We start from the raw sequence: 21,974 nt of genomic DNA on the forward strand, positions 1-21,974 counted from the left end.
CTATATCTGGTGTTTTATTGTTGTATTGAATTTTTATGCTGCACTTTATGACCGGCCGCAGCATAATAAAAGATAAATATATAACAAGGTACCATAATCCAGTATGCTTGCTGTGCATTAAACTGATCTGTTAATGCACCATAACAAAGTGGAATAATTGCACCACCTGCAATCCCCATAATTAATAAGGAAGAGGCTATTTTAGTAAACCTGCCCAGTCCTGCCAGTGCAAGCGGCCATATCGCCGGCCACACTAAAGAGTTGGCCAGTCCTAATAAAGCGATAAATAAAACTGAGGTATAACCCGTTGTAAAAAGCGAAATTAAAGTGAGTACAATACCCAGGGCAGCAAACCACTTCATCGCATTTTCCTGACTGATATACTTAGGGATGCAGACAATTCCGATTCCGTAACCCGCAATCATTCCAATCAGAGTGAAAGTGGTGAAAAATTTAGCTGTAGACAGTGGAATACCCTGGTAATGGGCATAACTGATAATTGTATCACCAGCCATTACCTCTACACCTACATAAAGGAATACGGCAATAACACCTAACAACAAGTGAGGGAACTGAATGATACTTGTTTTGCCGGCTGTTGCCTTCGACACAGTTTCATCTTCTTTATCAGTATCTATCTCAGGTAAATCGGATACATAAATCAATACTGCCAGGACAACCAGTACGATGATAATTACGACATATGGCAGGATTACTCTTGAAGCAAGCTCATTCAATTCTGCAATCTTCTCTGCCGGATTCATCAGCAACAGACGGTCATGAAAACCATCCGCATTCTTTAAGGCAATTGCCCCTAATACGATCGGTGCTATTGCACCGGCTACCTTATTACACACCCCCATAATACTAATCCTTTTTGCCGCACTTTCCGGTGGGCCCAGAATAGTAATGTAAGGGTTAGAAGCGGTTTGCAATAACGCCAGTCCTGTACCCTGAATAAATAAACCTAACAGAAAAAGTCCATAGGTACGGGTCAGTGCTGCCGGGATAAAAACCAGTGCCCCCGCGCCCATAATAATCAGGCCAAGGGCCATTCCTTTTTTATAGCCGGTCACTTTAAGCACTTTCGCAGATGGAATAGCCATCACGAGGTAACTGATGTAAAACGCAAAGGCCACAAGGTAAGCCTCAAAGTTATTGAGCTCACAGGCCAGTTTAAGATAGGGGATCAGTACTGAGTTTAACCAGGTTACAAACCCGAAAATAAAGAACAATGCTCCAATAATGAAGATAGGTGGCATCCCTTTTTTAACTGTTGTTGTCATTTAATATAAAATTAAGAGGTGATCATTAAAGATTAGAACTTCCACTTCACAAATGCTTCCATAGCTTCATATTCAGCCAGTCCCAACTGGTCATAAGCCCTTGCTGTTTCCTGGGTACGCTCTTCCGCCCTTACCCAGAATTCTCTCGAGTCTTCACCTGGAAAAACCGGCAAATCCTTCTGTGACTGATGTTTAAATATAGCCAGTTTTTTTCTTTCTACCTCTTGTGGCGAAAGTGGCACTGCCATTTCTATTTCATGGGTTTCAAATTCATGCCATGCACCTCTGTATAACCACAACCAGCAGTCTTTTGTCCAGCTTTCTGTTTTCCTCAGGCGGATCATCGCTTCGAGCAGAATATTGAAACATACTTTATGTGTACCATGCGGATCTGCAAAATCACCTGCTGCAAAAACCTGTTGCGGCTTTACCTGCTGTAATAGTTCCATCGTCTGGATGATATCATCTTCATAATCTACCTCTTTACTGAACTTACTTCTGTCATAAAAAGGAAGGTCCATAAAATGGATACGCTGATCTTCTACACCTGCAAACCTCGCCCCTGCAATGGCCTCTCCTTTACGGATCAGTTTCTTCACGGTACGGATTTCTTCGGGATCTGTCTGATTAGGCGATTTCGTACTGATAAAACTTCTCATGTTATCATACATCTCCTGTAAAGCAGCAGTATCTTCTTCCCTTGATTTCATGAAATCAATCGAGAATTCTACAAAACGTAAGGCATCATCATCCCATACAGCTGTATTTCCTGAAGTCTGATAAGCGACATGAACCTCATGTCCCTGATCTGCCAGACGGATAAAAGTACCTCCCATCGAAATGACATCATCATCCGGATGAGGAGAGAAAATAATAACTCTTTTTAAAGCTGGTTCTGCACGTTCCGGACGCTGACTGTCATCGGCATTCGGTTTACCTCCCGGCCAGCCGGTAATAGTATGTTGCAGCTTGTTAAAAATCTGGATATTGATCTGATAAACAGGCCCGCGCTGTGTAGCCAGCTGTGCCATCCCATGATTGTTATAATTGTCTTCAGTTAATTTAAGAATAGGCTTGTTCAGCGTTTTCGCCAGCCAGATTACAGCTTTGGTAACTTGTTGGTCTGTCCAGACACAATCTTTCACTAACCATGGTGTATCAAAACGGGTTAAAGCAGAGGCCGCATCCTGGTCAAGTATAAATTCAACGTTTGGTGAAAGCTGTAAATAAGTAGCTGGTACATCAGCAGAGATTTCACCTTCAACAGCTTTTTTCACAATAGCGGCTTTCTTTTCATTCCAGGCCATCAGGATAATTTCCTTCGCTTTGAAAATAGTACCAATTCCCATCGTAATCGCTTTGGTAGGTACATTTGCTACTCCTCCGAAATCACGCGAGGCGTCTCTCCTGGTCAGTTCATCCAAAGTCACCAGCCTGGTCCCCGAATTAGGGGCAGATCCCGGCTCGTTAAAACCGATGTGACCTGTTCTTCCAATCCCCAGCAGTTGTAAATCAATACCGCCGAAACCACTGATCTTCTGTTCGTATTTCAAACAGAAGTCTTCAATATCTTCTCTTTTCAATTCACCATCGGGGATGTTAATATTTGCCCGGTTAATATCAATATGATCAAAAAGATTCTCATTCATAAAGCGAACATAACTCTGTTTCGCGTCCGGTTTCATCGGGTAGTATTCATCAAGATTGAAAGTCACTACATTACTGAAACTCAGGCCTTCTTCCTGATGAAGACGGATCAGCTCTTTGTAAACTTTAACAGGAGTAGCGCCGGTAGCAAGACCTAATACAACTTGTTCTCCTTTTTCCTGTTTTGAAATAATTAGTGATGAAATCCTTTTTGCGACTTCGATACTTGCGGTTTGCTCATCGGCATAAACACTAACGGGCAGCTTCTCGTATCTCGTCTCTTCTAATAAATTTAATCTTGACATGTTTATTGATATATAAGGTTTGGTTCTATGGGTTAATCTGAATAGTTTGTTCTTGTCCGATATAGTTTGTCAGGGTAATGACCGGCATCGCAGCTCCTTTTTCAGGATAATAATCGATGATCACTTTTTTCTCTGCTCCAGGGAGGATAGAAAAATAATTATCATCATAGAATACAGGTAAAATGCGCTTTTTAGTTTGTCCATCTACCAATGAAACACGGTTAAAGAAACTCACAGGGCCATTAGCCGGGTTAGTCACCGTAACTTCGATCTGACCTGTCTTTACTAGTTTTGCACTGGTTTTAATCGCCGAAGCTTTGAGTTCGTTCAAACCAGAATACATCCCTTTATTATCCGCCAGCCAGTACAGATTATTGCTCAACAGTTTTTTGTTCTCATCCAGCAGTTGCAGTGAAAGGAATGCTCCTTTTTTTGCCGAAAGCTCATCTACAATCTTTTTAACAGACATCACTTTTTTAACGCTCGAAGGATCCATGAAACAGAAAACCTTTGTTAAAGAAGTTTCCTTGCCATCCATATCAAGTACCCTTGCATCCAGCATGATGTTTTGTCTTCCTTTTAAATCATTATTTACCAGCATCAGCATCCCGTCAACCGGGTTATACATGGCATGCAATAATTCACTTCCCGAACGAAGACCAAACAGACAGGCATTCGGATCAAGATAGTAATCATACATCTGTCCCCGCATCGAAGTCCATGGATTTTGTGTTTTCCAGATGATGACACCTGTATACCAGTCCCACATATGTGAGCTGAAACCTTCCATTAACCCTCTGTACTGATCATAATTCACTAACTGCGCTTTTTTGGCAAAATCTGCAATATCCGCAGGTTTACCATAAGGTAAAATATGTTGTTCGTAACCTACCCCCAGATAATTGTGATAATCCCAGACTGAATCAACTTTTTCGGAAGGACCTTTAGCCTTACGTTTTTCAGGGGCAATATATTCGGGAGCAATCAGATTGGCTTTAGGGATAAACCTTTCCAGAGATTCCAGATCACCTACTCCAACTGATCCTACTTCAGAATTGAACGGGAAAGTTTTGGTTTCCCAGAATGTACTTACATTTTGAATGGTATAAGGACCATCTCCGTTGCCACCCAGCGTATTTTGAGACATACTGTCCGAATTTGAATAGTCTATAAACCAACGGGTACCATCCAGTTTCGGTAAAATCTGATCGCGAAGCGGAATCAGAATATCATCTGGAGGAGTAATTTCATTTCCTCCGCACCAGATAGCCAGGGATGCATGATTTCTCACCATTTTGATCATATCAGCTGCTGATTCCAAAAATAAATGATGATCATCCGGGTATTGTCTGCGTTTCCACTGATCTTCGAGTTTCTGGGGGTCTTCCCATCTGCCGTTACAGTCACCAGACATCCAGAAATCCTGGAAAACCAGCATACCGTATTTATCACAGGCCTCATAAAATTCAGGGCGCTCAATTAATGCGCCTCCCCAGATCCGGATCAGGTTCAGGTTCATATCCCTATGGTACCTGATTTCGGTATCGTATCTGGATTTGGTAAAACGGAGCATTGCATCGGAAATGATCCAGTTACCTCCTTTAATAAAAATTTTCTGTCCGTTAACCAGTACTTCTTTACTCTTGGTAGTGACGTTCCATTCTGTCTGAATCTCTCTCACACCAACATTTACTGTCTGGCTGTCACAAAGTTTGGTTCCGTTCTCTAAAAAGCTGATTTGCATTGGATACAGATCCTGTTTACCATAACCAGCAGGCCACCATAATTTTGGATTTTTAAGACTTAAATCAGGAAAATTGATTTCAGCTGCACTGTTCGGCTGCAATTTAACCGGTTGAATCACTTTCTGTCCATTCAGTGTATAAACCAGATTTCCGCTGATCACTTTAGCTGTCGAGTTTTTCAGTTCAGCCGAAACTTTAATCAGTGCAGGCTGTTGTATCCCTGTCTGCTGACGTTTCCCTGGTACAAGTGTAACCACATGTGGATTATCCAGACTTACAGCTCCGGTTTTTTCTATATATACTTTATCCCAGATTCCAGTGTTTCTGTCTCTGATCGGACGGATCCAGTCCCAGCCTGCAGTGTATTGATGTGCTACACCTTTAGCAATAGTTCCATCACCACCCTGTCCTCCATTTGGATTTCCTACTTCATCAGGAGGATAGACAATGACTGCCAGTCTGTTTGTTCCGCTTTTTGAAAGGAGTTTAGTAATATTAAAGGATTTTCTAAGGTACATCCCCTTGAAAGGCTGAGTATTCACTTTCTGGCCATTCAGAAAGATGTCGCAGCTGTAGTTAATTCCTCTGAACTTTAACCAGACCTGACCATCCGCTGCCGGAACCGCTTCCTTAAAATCTTTAGCAAACCAGTAGGTATAGTATTCCCTTCCTGTTTTATAGATATCCGGAATCAGTTCGTTATTCATTCCGTAAAAAGGATCAGGGACTTCCTGGTTAGCCAGCATCGTAGTCAGTACCGTTCCCGGAACAATTGCTTTTTTCCAGCCAGCCATTGAAAAAGTAGCATTTGAAATTTCAGATCCTTTCGCTTTAATTTTAGCAGATGGCATACACAGCCAGCCCGAATTGAGTTCATATTGATCTTGAGCTGATGACTGATTAAATGTTGCGAGCACAACCAGCATTGAAAACAGCATTTTGAGCAATCGGAATTTGTAGATTTTTAACATTATTTACTTTTGTATTTATTTGGTTTTTGAATTTAATATTAAATATGTTCAATTAATTTCACAGGCTGAATTAATGTCACAGGGTCTGACAGCAAAAGAACGTAACCAGGGGGAATATCAATTAAATTGAAGAACCTGGCCTTTAAAAGAAATACATTTCTGACAATGATCAGTATTAACAGTAAATTAAGTCTGCCAATACCCTAAAATTATTCAAAATTCTATCAACAATTATAATAGTAAAGCGATTTAGCTTATTAAATTGATGAAATTATAATAAAATATGGAGAATACAAAACGGAATAGGTCAGCTGCTTAGTGATTTTGTATATAAACAGCTATGAATGTGCCTGGTATGCTGATTTTAGATATGGTAACATGATTAAAACAATTCTGTCTATATCATATTGTGTAAAAAACAGAAATAAAAAACATCAGGCATATGGAAATCCTATAAATAAAAAAACCGCCTCCTAATTGCTTAAGAGGCGGTCTCTTTTGTGTGTTACAAGTTGCTCTTAATTATCCAGTTGTAATTACCAATCTTAATCGGCTTTACCATAAACATAAAACTTAGTTCCAGCAGGTACCTGTGGTTGAGCTACACATGACGCAAGCAGATTATTTATATACCCTATAATATTTGAAGGTAGTGGGCTACTAGGCGTTACGCCACAAGCGGGAACATATATCGCGCAAACTATACATCCATTTAAACAACCAGGCTTAACTTTACTCAGTAAAATATAACTACTGCTTAAAGTCGGGTTACCAGTCCCTTTATAGGCATACCAACATCTAGCCATCATATAAATCGCTTTTATAAATCAAAAAACGATCAGAAAACTTTAATTTGAACCTACTCTGTTCAGGGTTTTCGGCTTTTCCCTACTGATTAGTCTAATTTACGATGATATCTGTCTGTTTGCTAGGGCCAGAAATCCCAAAATATTTAATTTGAGATTTCCTTTAAAAACAAAAGGCCCGTAAGCTAAACTCACGGGCCATTTATTCAATTATATAGGAGAGAATCTAAGACACTACTTTTACCTCGTGCTCTTTAGCGGCCAGGTAACGTTCCGCATCAAGTGCAGCCATACAACCTGAACCCGCAGCAGTTACTGCCTGGCGATAATAATGATCCTGTACGTCTCCACAGGCGAAAACACCTTCAACATCGGTTCTTGTTGAACCCGGAACAGTTATAAGATAACCTGTTTCATCCATTTTCAACCAGCCTTTGAACATATCAGTATTCGGTTTATGACCAATAGCCACAAAAAATCCTTCTACTGCTAAATCTGTTTCTTCGCCGGTTTTATTGTTCTGGATCTTAAGTCCTGTTACGTTCTTACCGTTTCCTAAAACCTCTTTAGCCTCAGAATTATAAATTACTTCAATATTAGGCGTATTCAATACACGGTGAACCATAGCTTTTGAAGCTCTGAATTCATCACGACGAACCAGCATATATACTTTTTTACACAATTTAGCCAGATAGGTAGCTTCTTCTGCTGCTGTATCTCCTGCCCCTACAATCGCCACATCCTGTCCTCTGAAAAAGAACCCGTCACAAACTGCACAGGCAGAAACACCAAATCCATTGTAATGTTGCTCACTTGGTAAACCCAACCATTTTGCAGTTGCACCAGTTGAGATAATCACAGTATCAGCTGTAATTGTTTTAATTTCATCTACCACAATTTTATGCGGCATAGAACTGAAATCGACAGAGCTCACATAACCAAAACGGATATCTGTTCCAAAACGCTCTGCCTGCTTGCGGAAATCTTCCATCATTTCAGGTCCCATAATCCCATTGGGATAACCCGGGAAGTTATCTACATCGGTAGTCTGGGTAAGTTGCCCTCCGGCTTCCATTCCAGTATATAAAACAGGTTTTAAATCTGCTCTGGCAGCATAAATAGCTGCAGTATATCCAGCCGGACCGGAACCTATGATCAGGCATTTAACGTGTTCTATTTCTTGATAAGTATCCATAATTATATTTTCTATTATAATATAGCATCCCCACCCCGTTCCGGGGTCATGCCCTGTATTCTTTTACTATGCAAAATTAAAGTTTTAAAGCCGGATGTACAAAGGATTAAATTGGTGCCTTCACGCTTTGAGCTGCCAGTTGTTTCTCCCTAAGTTTTTTACCTTTCAGCGTGGAGATCAATTTATCGTCCACATACTCATTTTCCTGTTTCCCACCGCTCAGTATCCAGGTACCTTCTTTCTTTCCAGATCTGTATATACCAGCCACCTGTACCTTGCCATCCGCATCAAAGGCCTGATACGGACCATGAATAATACCCTGCGAAAAAGTCACAACCTGCTTGATCGTACCGTCCGGATAAAAAGTAATCCAGCGGCCACTGCGCCTCCCGTCAATATAATTTCCGGTGAGCTCAATAAATCTCTCTTTACCATTGATCTCAAATCCCGAATTTGTAGTGTTATTATCGGGGGTAATCCAACTATAGTAAACAAATTTACCCTGCGGAATTTCCATCTTGTCATCCTGAAATGAACCAGAAGCTAACAGAACCCCGGTAAAGTCATACTTTTTGAAAGTATACACCGAATCGCCTTCAATTTTACCAAATACCCCATAGGTAACTGCCAAAGCAGAATCGAGCGTAAGCTGATCTTTGCTATCCAGCAAAACCGTTTTAATCTGTGCCTGTGAATATAGACCAGCCAGAAGAAAGAAAAAACAAATAATAATCCGTTTCATTATGTGTTCAAATTTAGGAACTAGGTCTGGATAATTCCAACATTGAATTGTCTTTTTATTGGTGACTGATTGGCGGCCTCAATACCCATAGAAATCACCTTACGAGTTTCCAGAGGATTAATAATGCCGTCTACCCATAACCTTGAAGCTGCGTAAAACGGGGTAGTCTGACTATCGTATCTATCCGTAATTTCTTTCAGTAATTCGGCTTCTTTTTCAGGGGTAATGGTTTCTCCTTTTGACTTTAAAGAAGCTGCCTGAATCTGTAATAATGTTTTGGCCGCCTGAGAACCACCCATTACGGCAATTTTAGCACTTGGCCAGGCATAAATCAATCGGGGATCATAAGCTTTACCACACATGGCATAGTTACCGGCCCCATAAGAATTTCCAATTACAATAGTGAACTTAGGAACCACTGAATTAGCTACAGCATTAACCATTTTTGCCCCGTCTTTAATGATACCACCTTGCTCTGATCTGCTTCCTACCATAAAACCGGTCACATCCTGTAAAAACACCAACGGAATCTTTTTCTGATTACAGTTCATGATAAAACGTGCCGATTTATCTGCACTGTCAGAATAAATCACTCCGCCGAACTGCATCTCTCCTTTTTTTGACTTCACCACCTTACGTTGATTAGCCACAATACCTACCGCCCAGCCATCTATCCTTGCCAGACCACAGATTATACTCTGGCCATATTCTTTCTTATATTCTTCAAATTCTGAGTTATCTACCAGACGGTAAATAATTTCATGCATATCATATTGTTTCTCTCTGTTCTCGGGTAAAATACCATATATTTCTTCCGGATCTAACTTCGGCATTGCTGGTTTTACCCGGCTGAATCCTGCGGATTGCGGTTCTCCCAGCATACTCATGATATTGCGGATACTGTCCAGACAGGCACTGTCATTTGGCTGTTTATAGTCAGTAACACCTGATATTTCACAGTGGGTAGTCGCTCCGCCGAGGGTTTCATTATCGACATCTTCGCCAATAGCAGATTTAACCAGGTAAGAACCTGCGAGAAATACAGAACCGGTTCCTTCAACAATCATGGCTTCATCGCTCATGATAGGCAGATAAGCACCACCCGCAACACAGGATCCCATAATGGCCGAGATCTGGACGATACCGTCAGCAGACATCATGGCGTTGTTCCTGAACATCCTGCCGAAATGCTCTTTGTCAGGGAAAATTTCATCCTGCATAGGCAGATAAACACCGGCACTATCTACCAGATAAATCACCGGTAATCTGTTCTCCATTGCTATTTCCTGCGCCCGGAGATTCTTTTTAGCTGTCATCGGAAACCAGGCTCCTGCTTTCACTGTTGCATCATTGGCAACAATCATACACTGACGACCTGATACATAACCGATTCCACAGACTACTCCGGCTGATGGGCATCCTCCCTGTTCTGCGTACATACCATCCGCAGCAAAAGCTCCGATTTCAAGGAATTCACTTTCTTTATCTATCAGGTAGGCAATTCTTTCCCTTGCCAGCATTTTACCTTTTTCTTTCTGTTTGGCAGCACTCTTTTCGCCTCCGCCTGCAAATATTTTTTTCAGCCTGGTCTTCAGATCATACACCAGCTGCTTATTGATATCTTCGTTTTTATTGAATTCGATGTTCATTCCGGCAAGTTAAACCATTCTGCCAAATTATAGAAAGAGAAATACAAATTTTACAAGATAAAATCTTCTTATTCTCCTTCAGACACAATTGATATTGGGGAGTGAGCTGATTTGAGCTGAGGTTGTATTAACTTCAGAGATGGTTCGGATTTTGTTCGTCTCCGTTCGAAGGATCTTCGAACAATCTTCGAACGAAGTCCGAACAAAGTCCGAACCAAAGCATAACTGAACACATACAGAACTCAGCTCTGTCTCATGCTGTTTACAGGAAAATTATTATGAAGCTGTACCGGTATAGAAACATAAGCCGGCACAGCTTTAAGAAGTACAGATCAGGTCAGATCCCTGTCTTTATACCATACCGATTCTGGTGAAGCCTGAAATGATTTCATTTTCTGCAATAATTCAAGCGGTTCGGCTGCATCAACCACTAAAGCCCTGTTAGCGGGCTTTAACATCTTGTGTTCAACCATAACATCGAGTTGAGCAAACAGATGATCATAAAACCCACCTATATTCAATACACCTACTGCTTTATTATGTAAGCCCAGCTGTAACCAGGTCAGGACTTCAAAAAACTCTTCTAAAGTTCCGAACCCACCTGGGAGGATAATAAATCCTTCAGCAAGATCTGCCATTTTTTGCTTACGCTGATGCATATTTTCGGTCACAATCAGTTCTGTCACCTCCTGGTTACCCACTTCAAGGTCCAATAAAAACTGGGGAATAACACCAGTTACCTGACCTTTACGTTGCATAACTTCATTTGAAATAATTCCCATCACTCCAACACTTCCACCTCCATAGATCAGACGGATTTCCTGATCAACAAATGCCTGTGCAAGATTCTCTACTGCTGCCCGCAATACCGGATCACCATTAAAATTTGCACCGCAATAAACACAAATCGATTTCATTTGAAAAATTATTTAATAATTAACACTAGCATTAAGCTTTTCCGGTATTCTTTGTGAACTCATTTTTCAGATTTTCCAGATCGGCTGTCAACTGACTTTTAATAGCCGGAAAATCAAAATCTATAGTATTAAAAGAATAGTTTCTGAAGGTTAATCTATAACTCAAAACCAATGGACCTAATTCATAAGTTGATTCTTTGATAGCTTCCTCCAGTTCCTGGCCATCTCCGGCTGTATTTATATTCTGGATCACCTCATTAAGAATTCGTTTTTTATCTTCTCTATGTCCTTCCCTGTCATAAATAAAGGTGAATAAAGCCTCAGCGTAATCACGGATAGCGCCCATGATTGCCAGATTCTCTGATATTGCTTTTTTCAGTTCCTTCTTAATCCTGGCTCTTACTTCATTCCGCTGCTCGAATCCTTCTGCCTCATCATGGGTCAGCAATTCTGACTGATAACTTTTCAGGGCTTCAATACCGAGGAACGATAATGTAACGCCTCCTTCAACTTCATCCATAAAAGCTGGTACAGCGATTTTGTCAAAGTCATTTATATAAACACCTGGAACAGGTACTTCGATTTCTACTCTCATAAAATTTTCTAAAATATATTATTATATAATAAAAAAATCAATCAGCGCTTTATATAAAAGCACTGATTGATTTAAAAATGGGGATTCAAAAAATCTTAACGTGAATAATTTGGTGCTTCCTTAGTGATAGAAATATCATGTGGATGACTTTCTCTCATACCAGCAGCCGTAATCCGGACAAATTTAGCTTGTTGCAGCTCTTCAATGGTTGCTGCTCCGCAATAGTGCATTCCTGCTCTTAAACCTCCTACATATTGATAAATTACTTCTGACAGGGTACCTTTATAAGGTACACGGCCAACAATACCTTCGGGAACAAGTTTGGTAACTACATCTTCTTCATCCTGGAAGTAACGGTCTTTAGAGCCATGTTGCATCGCTTCTACAGAACCCATTCCGCGGTATGATTTAAATTTACGCCCTTCGTAAATGATAGTTTCGCCTGGCGACTCCTCAACTCCTGCAAACAGCGAACCTGCCATAATTGAACTGGCACCTGCCGCAAGTGCTTTTACGATATCTCCTGTTTGTTTAATACCTCCGTCAGCGATAACAGGAATTCCTGTACCTTTTAAGGCTTGTGCACATTCATAAACTGCATATAGCTGAGGTACTCCCACACCTGCTATGATTCTGGTTGTACAGATTGAACCTGGTCCGATACCCACTTTAACAGCGTCAGCACCAGCCTCTGCCAGGGCAAGAGCTGCTTCGGCCGTAGCGATATTACCGGCAATCACCTGTAAGTCAGGGAAACGGGCTTTAATGGCCTTAACCATGTCAATTACTCCTTTAGAGTGTCCGTGTGCTGTATCTACAGTAACCACATCAACTCCAGCTTTAACAAGGGCAGCAACGCGGTCTATGTTATCAGCAGCCACACCAACAGCAGCACCAACTCTCAGGCGGCCACGTTCATCTTTACAGGCTTTAGGATAATTTTTATATTTCTGGATATCTTTAAAAGTAATCAATCCGGCCAGGTGGCCTTCTTTATTGATCACAGGTAGTTTTTCAATTTTATAATCCTGAAGAATTTCTTCTGCCTGGATCAGTGTAGTACCTTCTGCTGCAGTAATCAGATTTTCTGAAGTCATCACTTCTGAAACCGGGCGCTGCATATCTTTTTGAAAACGAAGGTCACGGTTGGTAATAATACCTACGAGTTTGTTGTCATTATCAATAATAGGTATACCGCCTATTTTATATTTTGTCATGATCTGGAAAGCATCGGCGATGATAGCATCAGCACGAAGTGTTACCGGATCCTGAATCATTCCACTTTCAGAACGTTTAACTTTGCTTACTTCTTCAGCCTGACGTTCAATGCTCATGTTTTTGTGCAGCATACCAATACCTCCGGCCTGTGCAATTGCAATTGCAAGTCCCGATTCGGTAACAGTATCCATTGCAGCTGAAACTACAGGGACATTAATACGTATTTTTTTGGTTAAATAACTTCCGGTGTTTACATCACGTGGAAGGACTTCAGAATAGGCTGGAACTAATAAGACATCGTCATATGTTAGTCCTTCGGCAATAAATTTTTGGGGATCGAGTTGCATAGCAAATAATTAGGAGTTATTACTTGCCGGGCAAATCTACACAAATTATTTCAAATCCGAAATAGTTCCCCAAAATAAAGAGAAGATGACAATCAGATTAAATCTCTGTGCCTTCTTCCGGCTCACAATGCTGTCTCAGCTGTTTAGGCCCCTGTGGCCAAATATAAGAGGTGGTCTGTTTTTTCCAGCCCAGCTTCTGATAGAAGTCTCCCTTTCCAGGCGCAGCTGTCAGATTTACAAAATGATAATTCTCCAGTTGACCGTTTAGCATATTGATTATTTTTTTGCCTAAACCATTTCCCTGGAAATCCGGATCTACTACAATATCTGCCATGACAGCGTAGTACCTTCCATCTCCCACCACTCTTCCAAAAGCAACTAGCTGATCTTCGTGATACACAAACAACGTCCAGGTACTTTTTCTGAATGCTGATTCAATTTCTGCTTCTACTCTTGTTCTCCATTCTATCCTGGAAAACAGTTCGCAAACGTAAGTCCAGTCAACGGTAGACAGATCGTGATTCAGTTTATAAACGAAATTGTTGATATCGATTTTATTGAGCGTCATAAATATGTTTTGTAACCATTCCTTTTAAAGGATGAGCTTTATCCGGCGCAAATATGAACAAATATTTCAGATAGAAAAACGGTAGAAAAGAAATAGAATTATTTTTACATCTCCCTTCCTTATTTCCCACAAAAGTGCATAATATCGGGTAATGTCGTTTTTAGGCAAATTTAAAAATGTTTTTTCATTAGGAAATTTAGTATTAAAATTGCAAAACAAAAGACACGCTCATGATTAAAAAATTAAACCTCATTTTAATAGCCCTGCTATTTCTTAAAATCGAGGTTTCCGCACAGAAAACTCCGGAAAAATTACTAACTTTTAAATATGGAAAAGTAAATCCCGAAGAATTTGAAACTAAGGCTCATGGAGCCGATTCGGCTGCTGCCGCCGTTAAACTTTTTGAAGTTGGAAACGCCCATTTTGAAGTTGGCCCCTCTGGTACATTTGTCTACGTTCTGGAAAGACATGTAAGGTATAAAATCATTAACAAACAAGCCTATGACCTGGCCAATGTCGAAGTCAGATTATACCGCGATGGACAGGGTTCAGAAGAAAAAATGGACTTCATTAACGGAGCTACCTATAATCTGAAAGACGGTAAGGTTGAAACCAGTAAAATGAACAATGATGCTAAATTTACCAGCCGGCTGGATGATAAACACATTGTCAAAAAATTCACGCTGCCTAATATTAAAGAAGGCTCAATCATCGAATACAGATACAGAACAAAATCTGATTTTACCTTCAGACTTGATGACTGGTATTTTCAGGACCGCTACCCTACCCGTTATTCTTCTTTCAGCATAATTGTACCTGATTATTATATTTATAAAATAAATGCAGGGGGATATATCAATATCAATCAGTTAAAGCCAATTAGCAGCACAAGTAATTATTCTATTCCCAATGCGACAAGCAGAACGGAAAATGTATCGATCTCAACTGTAGAATCACAGTATTATGTTGAAGATGCGCCGGCCATCAAGAGTGAAAGCTATATTACTACATTGTATGATTACATTAGTAAAATTGGTTTCGAGCTGAATGCAACCAATTTTCCAAATACTGGTTATAAGGCTTATACTTCTACCTGGCCAAAGATTGTCAAGGAGATGATGGATCACGAAAGCTTTGGCGGCTTTATCCGTAAAAACAGCGCCAGCAAAGCACTGGTTAAAGAAATTATCAAACAGGAGACAGATCCTGAGGCCAAGACAAATCTCATCTTCAATTATGTCAAAAACAATCTGAAATGGGATAATAAATACCGCGTCTATACAGAGGCCTCTAATCAAAAGGCTATTCTGGAGAAAAAATCCGGTAACTCGGCAGAAATCAACCTGGTATTACTAGGTTTACTGGATGCTGCCGGACTGGAATGTTACCCTGTATTGGTCAGTACCAGAGAGAATGGAACTCACCCCGGTTATCCGCTGGCTACAAAGTTTAATAGTGTAATTGTGATGGCCGGAAACGGAGAGAAAAAATATTTACTCGATGCGGTTGATAAAAATAATGTTAAGGATCTCTTAAGTTATGAGAACTTAAATCACAAGGGTCTTAAAATCGACAGAACAGCTGTTGACGGAGAATGGGTATCTACGGATAATACCTTAGCCAGCAAAACCAGTGTCTTTTACAATCTTGTTCTGGATAAAGAGAATAAATTAAAAGGTACCTTATCTGTTTCAAAAAACAACTATGACGCTGTTGAGACCAGAAATTCTTATCAGACAGCCACTAATGAAGAAGAGTTTCTGAAAGGATACAAGCTCAATAAACCAGGATTGGAAATCAGTAATTTCAAGATAGACAATGTAAATAATCCGGATGAAGCATTAATAGAGAGTATGGATGTCACCATTGAAGATAATATCGAAACTGCAGGTAATCTTTCTTATTTCACCCCTCTATTATTTGAAAGGGTTAAACAAAATCCATTCAGTCTGGAAGAAAGGAATTTCCCTGTAGATTTTGCCCATCCAAATGAACACAGCTACCGCTTATCTATCGAATTTCCTGAAGATTACAAACTGGACCAGATCCCTAAAAATGAAAGATTCAAGTTACCTGATGATGGCGGAACATTTAGTATCCTGTACACCGTAGAGGGTAACAGGCTAAATATGGTTAGTAAAATTTCCATTCTCAAAACAACTTACAGCCCTGATGAATATTACAATTTGAAAGAGCTTTATAAAAACATCGTTCGCAAACAAGCTGAACAAATTGTATTCAAAAAATCATGAAATTAAATACCTGCTTATTTTTAGCCCTACTTTGCTGTACAGGTCTTGCCAGTGCACAGGAAACATATGATACTGCTGGTATTCCGGCAGAACTGCTGACTAAATCAACGGCTGTTGTCCGGATGGAAGAACAGAATTTCACAGTTAAAAACACACATAACGCTACCTATAATTATAAAATTGCCATCACCGTTCTGAATAAGAATGGGGATGGTTTTAGCTATATGTCCGAGTATTATGATAAATTTTCCTCCATATACAATCTGAAAGCCGTCATGTATGATGCCAAAGGAATTAAAATCAGATCTTATAAAAGCTCCGACTTTAAGGATGAAAGTATCACGTCCGAAGGCACAATGTATGATGATAACAGAAGAAAAGGCCTGGTATTCTTAAATGCCACCTATCCTTATACCATCGAATATAGTTACAGCAAGGATTATAATGGTTATCTTTCATTTCCATCCTGGGAACCGATTGAAGCATACGATCTGGCTATAGAGAAATCATCTTATACTTTAGAGATTCCGAAGTCCATTAATTTCAGGTATCTGAAAAGCGAACAGCTTAAAACAGATTCTACAGTAACCGATACCAAGACAACCTATAAATGGGCCTGTCAGAAGCTTCCGGCCTTTGAGCATGAACCGATGTCTGTGGGACTTAAAAATCTGGTGCCATGGGTAACTGCATCTCCGAATGAATTTGAATATGACAATTCAAAAGGTAATGTCGAAAACTGGAAAAATCTGGGCTCATGGGTATACCAGCTTAGCAACTCCGGGCAAATCTTACCTGAAAACACGAAGGCAATTGTTAAAACATTAATTGCATCTGCGAAAACTGATAAAGAGAAAATTGCTATTCTTTATCAATATCTGCAATCCAATACCAGATATGTTGGTGTTCAACTGGGTATCGGCGGATTTAAGCCTATCACTGCCGAGAAGGTCGCGGCAGTGAACTATGGAGACTGCAAAGCATTATCCAACTATATGAAAGCGCTTTTATCTGAAGCAGGTATTGCTTCACACCTGGTTATTATAGGTTCTGGCCTACCCTCTCTGAAGACTAAATATGCAAGTTTTGGACAAGCTAATCATATGATCTTATGTGTTCCGGCAGCAAAGGACACGACCTGGCTGGAATGTACAAGTCAGCATACCCCTGTCGGTTATATTGGAGATGACAATGCCGCAAGAACCGTGCTTCTTGTCACGGAAGAGGGCGGAAAACTGGTAAATACACCTGTTTATACCCCCGAAGCCAATCTGCAGAGTCGCAAAACCACGGTATTATTAGCCCCTGACCGGTCTGCAGCCATTCATATCAAAACCTCTTACTGTAATGCGCAATATGAAGGTATGCTGAGAATGTTGTTAATCGAGCCTGTAGAACAGCGCAAAAAACTGATGAATAATCTGGGTATACCTAATATGGAAATTTCATCTGCCAGCTTTCTGCAACCTGATAAAACCTCCCCAAAAATTGAGGAAGACATTGTGTTAAATAGTTCACAGATGTTAACGCAGGGAGGAGATAAGCTATTTCTGACTTTGAATTTATTAAACCGGAGAGAAAGTGTTCCGGCTAAAGTAGAGAACAGAAAAACTTCTTTTTCCGTTCCTTATGGATACAGGGACACAGACGAAATTATTTACACCTTACCAGAGGGATATAAGGCAGAATTTGTTCCTCAGGACATTTTGCTCGAATCTGAATTCGGAAAATATACGGCTAAGGCTGTGCTGAAAGACAATACTATTGTCTACACCCGGAACCAGCAGATGAACAGTAAAAAATATACCCCGGAAAAATACAAGGACCTTGTAGATTTTTACAAGAAAATCTATCTGGCGGATAAACAAAAAGTGGTACTGGCTAAAGTTAATTAGTTTAACCAGAAACCTGCTTAAGATTCATTAAATGAATCTTAAGCAGGTTTTATTCTTACTTCTTACCAACTACTACTTTGGTAAAATCAGCTGTATTCAAATATTTATTGGCTAAAGCTTTCAACTCTTCAGCCGTGATAGATTTCACTGTTTTAATATAATTATCGTAATAATCATAACCCAGTCCGGAATAATAGATATTCTTAAATTTATCTGCATGGGAGAAAGCATTTTCAAGACTCCCCAGCATAGAGCCTAACATATAACTGCGTACAAGACTTAGTTCTTCTTCTGTAACCAGTTCTGTTTTAAGCAAATCAATCTCTTTCTCAATTTCATTTAAAGCACTTGTGCAAACATCTGCACCAACTTCAGTCGCGATAAAAAAGTATCCGGCATCCTTCATGGAAACAATGGCAGAGCCAATTCCATAAGTATATCCTTTATCCTCCCTGATATTTGCCATCAGTCTTGATCCGAAATAACCACCCAGCAAACAGTTCATTACCTGAAAACCAGCAAAATCTACATGCGTCCGGTTAATACTCAGTGTTCCCATCCTGATTGCAGATTGTATCGCATCCGGCCGTTCAATAAAAATCTCCCCTTTAGGTGAAAAATCAAATGAGAATTCATTGACCTTTGAAACTGCCTGGTTGTTCCATCCTTTTCCGAATGAAGCATCCAGCAAGTCAAACTCAGCCTGCTCAAATTTCCCGGCTACGAATATGGTACAGTTTTCTGGTTTATAGGCTGCATTGAAATAACTAACCAGGTCTGCTCTTTCTATAGCCTGATAATCCTCAACTTCTATATCAGATCCATAAGTTGAAGTTCCGAAAATAGCATGCGCAAAGTTTTTTCTGGCAATAAAATCATTCTTTTGCAGGCTGACCTTAAGGGATTGCTGCTGATTTTGTTTAAAGATATCCAGCTCCTGCTGAGGAAAAATGCTCTCATTCAGTATAGACCATAAAATTGGTAATACTTCCTGCAAGTGTTTATTTAAGGTGTATATTTTGATACTGGACTGATCTGCACCATACTCAGTCTGCAAAAATGCACCGTAATAATCAACCTGATCAGCAATTTCTTTAGCTGTCAGTTTAGCCGTTCCATTATTGATCAGATGGTTGACGGCAATTGCCTGAAGTGGCTTTGATTCATCCCAGTTCACATTTTCAAAAACAAATTCAATACGAACGAGTTCCTGTTTGCCAGCATTCACAGTAAATACTTTAATCCCGTTTGCCAGTTCCTGTTGTTTGGGAGCAATAAAATTTATCTCATTCACCTGTCTTGATTCAGGTATAAGGGTTCGGTTAAGCATTTTCGAGATTTAAATAGTATAAAGTTGAACATTGCTCTCTGACGAAAGTCTTTTTAGCGGCCTTTAATATCTGTGCAGCATCAACAGCGAGATATTTATTGATCTCGGTATTTAATCCATCTGCATCCCCCAGCAGTTCATAATAAGCAAGGTTCATTGCTTTATCCAGCAGATTCATTTCAGCAAATACCATAATTGATTCTGATTTATTTTTCACTTTGGTCAATTCTGTCTGGCTCACTTCTTCTGTAGAAATCTGGTGCAATTCTGCCCAAACGGCCGTTTCTGCAGTTTCTACGGCTACACCCTCGCTCAATTTACCTTCAATTACAAATAACCCTTCATCCAGGCTACTTGTAATATAAGCATGAATATCACTAAAAAGCTGCTGTTCTTTTAATAAGCTGTTATAAAGTCTTGATGACTGTCCCTGAGAAAGTACATCGGATAAAAGATCGTAAGTCTGGTAATCGGCATCTCTGCGCGCAGGCATTTTAAATGCCATATAAAATGCATTCAAAGGGACATTAGCAATCACCGTCTCTTTACGTTCCTCGGTCTGAACTGGTTCCTGAATTAAGTTCCGGACATATTTATCTCCGGCAGGAATTGGAGCAAACCATTTTTCGGCCAGCAATTTAATTTCTTCGGTCTTTACATTTCCACCTACAACCATAATTGCATTCTGTGGATTATAATGTTTTTTAAAGAATGCTTTCACATCTTCCATCGATGCATTTTCAATCTGCTGAAGATCCTGCCCGATAGTTGCCCAGCGATAAGAATGCTTTTTGTAAGCAAGCGGACGTAATTTCAACCATACGTCACCATAAGGTTGATTCAGATATCTTTGTTTAAATTCTTCACAAACTACATTCCTTTGTGTTTCCAGACTTTTTTCAGAAAATGCCAGGCTAAGCATACGGTCACTTTCAAGCCAGAAGGCAGTTTCTATATTGGTTGCTGGCAAAGTGATATAATAGTTGGTAATATCATTACTGGTGAAAGCATTATTTTCTCCTCCTACTCTTTGCAGTGGTTCATCATAAACGGGAATATTGACAGATCCTCCAAACATCAGATGCTCAAACAGATGTGCAAAGCCGGTTTTACCTTCTTCCTCATCTCTGGCTCCAACGTCATACAGGATATTTAATACAGCCATTGGGGTTGTATCATCTTCGTGTACCAGGACACGTAAGCCATTAGCTAATGTAAAACGATTAAAATCTACCATAAAAAATATATAATTCTGTCAAATATAGGAATAATGATTTAGGCTAAATGTGATAATTTGATGAAATAAAAACAGCGGAACTTATGGTATATTTGTCGTATGAATACTGCCGAATTATTACAAAGGGCCCTGCAATTCGACTTTTTAAGTAAAGAAGAGGGTGTGTTTTTGTACCACAATGCTGCTACAGCCGAATTGGCTTTTGTAGCCAATGAGCTGAGAAAAAAACAAGTGCCCAGTGGAAAGGTTACCTGGCAAATTGATAGAAATGTAAACACAACCAATGTTTGTATTGCAAACTGCAAGTTTTGTAATTTCTTCAGAAGACCTGGACACGACGAGAGTTATATTACAGATATTGAGACTTATAAGGTTAAAATCGAAGAAACTTTCCGCCTCGGTGGTGATCAGTTGCTTTTACAGGGTGGACACCACCCTGATCTGGGACTGGAATTTTATGCTGATCTTTTTCGCAAATTAAAAGAGCTTTATCCTGACCTGAAACTGCATGCTTTGGGCCCGCCCGAAATTGCTCATGTGGCTAAACTGGATAAGCTGACACATACAGAAGTTTTAAGTGCTTTAAAAGCTGCCGGTATGGATTCCCTTCCGGGTGCAGGCGCTGAAATATTGAACGACAGAGTTCGCCGCTTGATTTCCAAAGGAAAATGTGGCGGGCAGGAATGGCTGGACGTAATGCGTGCAGCACATCAGCTGGATATCACAACTTCTGCAACAATGATGTTCGGTCATGTGGAAACGATAGATGAACGTTTTGAGCACCTGGTATGGATCAGGGAAGTACAAAGTGAAAAACCTGAACATGCAAAAGGGTTTTTAGCCTTTATTCCATGGCCTTTCCAGGATGATGGCACCCTATTAAAACGTCTCAGAGGGATTACCAATGATGTTTCAGGAGATGAATACATCAGAATGCTTGCACTAAGCAGAATCATGCTGCCTAATATTAAAAATATCCAGGCATCATGGCTGACTGTAGGTAAGAGTGTAGCTCAGTTATGTTTACATGCCGGAGCAAACGATTTCGGATCTATTATGATTGAAGAAAATGTAGTTTCTGCTGCCGGTGCACCACATCGTTTTACAGCTAAAGGAATTCAGGACGCAATCAGAGAAGCCGGATTTGAACCTCAGTTAAGGGGACAACAATATAATTACCGTGATTTACCGGAACATCTGGAAGAACAGGTTATCAATTACTAATATATAAAAAACCCGGGCAACAAACCCGGGTTTTTTAATGATAAA

At 40.0% G+C, this 21,974-nt stretch carries 16 protein-coding genes; 3 read left to right on the plus strand and 13 right to left on the minus strand.

Annotation, left to right across the window (positions count from 1 at the left end; translation table 11 throughout):
• Positions 1-14 precede the first annotated feature (14 nt).
• The 11 genes from HDF25_RS19710 to HDF25_RS19760 all read right to left on the minus strand — a co-directional run bounded on the left by HDF25_RS19710 (position 15) and on the right by HDF25_RS19760 (position 13,991).
• Positions 15-1,286, minus strand: a complete 1,272-nt coding sequence (locus tag HDF25_RS19710; protein ID WP_184627990.1) for a sugar MFS transporter — start codon at positions 1,284-1,286, stop codon at positions 15-17.
• A 32-nt stretch (positions 1,287-1,318) separates the two neighbouring features.
• The gene (nagB, locus tag HDF25_RS19715; RefSeq protein ID WP_221450971.1) at positions 1,319-3,238 is read right to left on the minus strand and encodes a glucosamine-6-phosphate deaminase; all 1,920 of its coding nucleotides are present in this window, start codon (positions 3,236-3,238) and stop codon (positions 1,319-1,321) included.
• Positions 3,239-3,263: 25 nt separating this feature from the next.
• Entirely contained in the window at positions 3,264-5,954 is a 2,691-nt protein-coding gene (locus HDF25_RS19720; protein WP_221450972.1) for a glycoside hydrolase family 2 protein, read from the minus strand.
• A 545-nt stretch (positions 5,955-6,499) separates the two neighbouring features.
• A complete protein-coding gene (locus tag HDF25_RS19725) occupies positions 6,500-6,763 on the minus strand; it encodes a hypothetical protein (RefSeq protein ID WP_184627992.1) in 264 nt (87 codons plus the stop codon).
• 223 nt (positions 6,764-6,986) lie between these two features.
• Entirely contained in the window at positions 6,987-7,955 is a 969-nt protein-coding gene (trxB, locus tag HDF25_RS19730; RefSeq protein ID WP_184627994.1) for a thioredoxin-disulfide reductase, read from the minus strand.
• Positions 7,956-8,061: 106 nt separating this feature from the next.
• The gene (locus HDF25_RS19735; RefSeq protein WP_184627996.1) at positions 8,062-8,697 is read right to left on the minus strand and encodes a toxin-antitoxin system YwqK family antitoxin; all 636 of its coding nucleotides are present in this window, start codon (positions 8,695-8,697) and stop codon (positions 8,062-8,064) included.
• A 20-nt stretch (positions 8,698-8,717) separates the two neighbouring features.
• Complete coding sequence (locus HDF25_RS19740) at positions 8,718-10,346, minus strand: acyl-CoA carboxylase subunit beta (RefSeq protein ID WP_184627998.1); 1,629 nt, start codon at positions 10,344-10,346, stop codon at positions 8,718-8,720.
• A 332-nt stretch (positions 10,347-10,678) separates the two neighbouring features.
• Entirely contained in the window at positions 10,679-11,263 is a 585-nt protein-coding gene (locus HDF25_RS19745) for a TIGR00730 family Rossman fold protein (protein ID WP_184628000.1), read from the minus strand.
• 31 nt (positions 11,264-11,294) lie between these two features.
• Positions 11,295-11,858 carry a hypothetical protein gene (locus HDF25_RS19750; RefSeq protein ID WP_184628002.1) on the minus strand — a complete coding sequence of 188 codons (564 nt, stop codon included), beginning with the start codon at positions 11,856-11,858 and terminating at the stop codon, positions 11,295-11,297.
• 95 nt (positions 11,859-11,953) lie between these two features.
• Positions 11,954-13,423, minus strand: a complete 1,470-nt coding sequence (gene guaB / locus HDF25_RS19755; protein WP_184628004.1) for an IMP dehydrogenase — start codon at positions 13,421-13,423, stop codon at positions 11,954-11,956.
• Between the two features lie 97 nt (positions 13,424-13,520).
• The gene (locus tag HDF25_RS19760) at positions 13,521-13,991 is read right to left on the minus strand and encodes a GNAT family N-acetyltransferase (RefSeq protein ID WP_184628006.1); all 471 of its coding nucleotides are present in this window, start codon (positions 13,989-13,991) and stop codon (positions 13,521-13,523) included.
• Between the two features lie 230 nt (positions 13,992-14,221).
• Between HDF25_RS19760 and HDF25_RS19765 the strand changes: the two genes are divergently transcribed.
• Together HDF25_RS19765 and HDF25_RS19770 are read left to right on the plus strand one after the other, a co-directional pair.
• Entirely contained in the window at positions 14,222-16,243 is a 2,022-nt protein-coding gene (locus HDF25_RS19765) for a transglutaminase domain-containing protein (protein WP_184628008.1), read from the plus strand.
• Positions 16,240-18,138 (plus strand): DUF3857 domain-containing protein, encoded by a 1,899-nt coding sequence (locus HDF25_RS19770; RefSeq protein WP_184628010.1) that lies wholly within the window; start codon positions 16,240-16,242, stop codon positions 18,136-18,138. The genes HDF25_RS19765 and HDF25_RS19770 overlap by 4 nt, the downstream gene beginning before the upstream one ends.
• Positions 18,139-18,193: 55 nt before the next feature.
• Here HDF25_RS19770 and HDF25_RS19775 read toward each other — a convergent pair whose 3' ends face one another.
• Together HDF25_RS19775 and HDF25_RS19780 are read right to left on the minus strand one after the other, a co-directional pair.
• Complete coding sequence (locus HDF25_RS19775; RefSeq protein WP_184628012.1) at positions 18,194-19,468, minus strand: M16 family metallopeptidase; 1,275 nt, start codon at positions 19,466-19,468, stop codon at positions 18,194-18,196.
• Positions 19,461-20,705 carry a M16 family metallopeptidase gene (locus tag HDF25_RS19780; RefSeq protein WP_184628014.1) on the minus strand — a complete coding sequence of 415 codons (1,245 nt, stop codon included), beginning with the start codon at positions 20,703-20,705 and terminating at the stop codon, positions 19,461-19,463. Before HDF25_RS19780 ends, HDF25_RS19775 begins: the two co-directional genes overlap by 8 nt.
• Positions 20,706-20,804: 99 nt before the next feature.
• Between HDF25_RS19780 and mqnC the strand changes: the two genes are divergently transcribed.
• Positions 20,805-21,929 carry a cyclic dehypoxanthinyl futalosine synthase gene (gene mqnC / locus HDF25_RS19785; protein WP_184628016.1) on the plus strand — a complete coding sequence of 375 codons (1,125 nt, stop codon included), beginning with the start codon at positions 20,805-20,807 and terminating at the stop codon, positions 21,927-21,929.
• The last annotated feature ends 45 nt before the right edge of the window (positions 21,930-21,974 follow it).

The organism is Pedobacter cryoconitis (assembly GCF_014207135.1).
Taxonomy (GTDB): domain Bacteria; phylum Bacteroidota; class Bacteroidia; order Sphingobacteriales; family Sphingobacteriaceae; genus Pedobacter; species Pedobacter cryoconitis_D.

Coding starts and splice junctions, on each gene's coding strand:
- mqnC (WP_184628016.1), top strand. CDS start 20,805: ATGAATACTGCCGAATTATTACAAAGGGCCCTGCAATTCGACTTTTTA.
- HDF25_RS19750 (WP_184628002.1), bottom strand. CDS start 11,858: ATGAGAGTAGAAATCGAAGTACCTGTTCCAGGTGTTTATATAAATGAC.
- trxB (WP_184627994.1), bottom strand. CDS start 7,955: ATGGATACTTATCAAGAAATAGAACACGTTAAATGCCTGATCATAGGT.
- HDF25_RS19760 (WP_184628006.1), bottom strand. CDS start 13,991: ATGACGCTCAATAAAATCGATATCAACAATTTCGTTTATAAACTGAAT.
- HDF25_RS19725 (WP_184627992.1), bottom strand. CDS start 6,763: ATGATGGCTAGATGTTGGTATGCCTATAAAGGGACTGGTAACCCGACT.
- HDF25_RS19765 (WP_184628008.1), top strand. CDS start 14,222: ATGATTAAAAAATTAAACCTCATTTTAATAGCCCTGCTATTTCTTAAA.
- HDF25_RS19740 (WP_184627998.1), bottom strand. CDS start 10,346: ATGAACATCGAATTCAATAAAAACGAAGATATCAATAAGCAGCTGGTG.
- nagB (WP_221450971.1), bottom strand. CDS start 3,238: ATGTCAAGATTAAATTTATTAGAAGAGACGAGATACGAGAAGCTGCCC.
- HDF25_RS19735 (WP_184627996.1), bottom strand. CDS start 8,697: ATGAAACGGATTATTATTTGTTTTTTCTTTCTTCTGGCTGGTCTATAT.
- HDF25_RS19720 (WP_221450972.1), bottom strand. CDS start 5,954: ATGTTAAAAATCTACAAATTCCGATTGCTCAAAATGCTGTTTTCAATG.
- HDF25_RS19710 (WP_184627990.1), bottom strand. CDS start 1,286: ATGACAACAACAGTTAAAAAAGGGATGCCACCTATCTTCATTATTGGA.
- guaB (WP_184628004.1), bottom strand. CDS start 13,423: ATGCAACTCGATCCCCAAAAATTTATTGCCGAAGGACTAACATATGAC.
- HDF25_RS19780 (WP_184628014.1), bottom strand. CDS start 20,705: ATGGTAGATTTTAATCGTTTTACATTAGCTAATGGCTTACGTGTCCTG.
- HDF25_RS19775 (WP_184628012.1), bottom strand. CDS start 19,468: ATGCTTAACCGAACCCTTATACCTGAATCAAGACAGGTGAATGAGATA.
- HDF25_RS19745 (WP_184628000.1), bottom strand. CDS start 11,263: ATGAAATCGATTTGTGTTTATTGCGGTGCAAATTTTAATGGTGATCCG.
- HDF25_RS19770 (WP_184628010.1), top strand. CDS start 16,240: ATGAAATTAAATACCTGCTTATTTTTAGCCCTACTTTGCTGTACAGGT.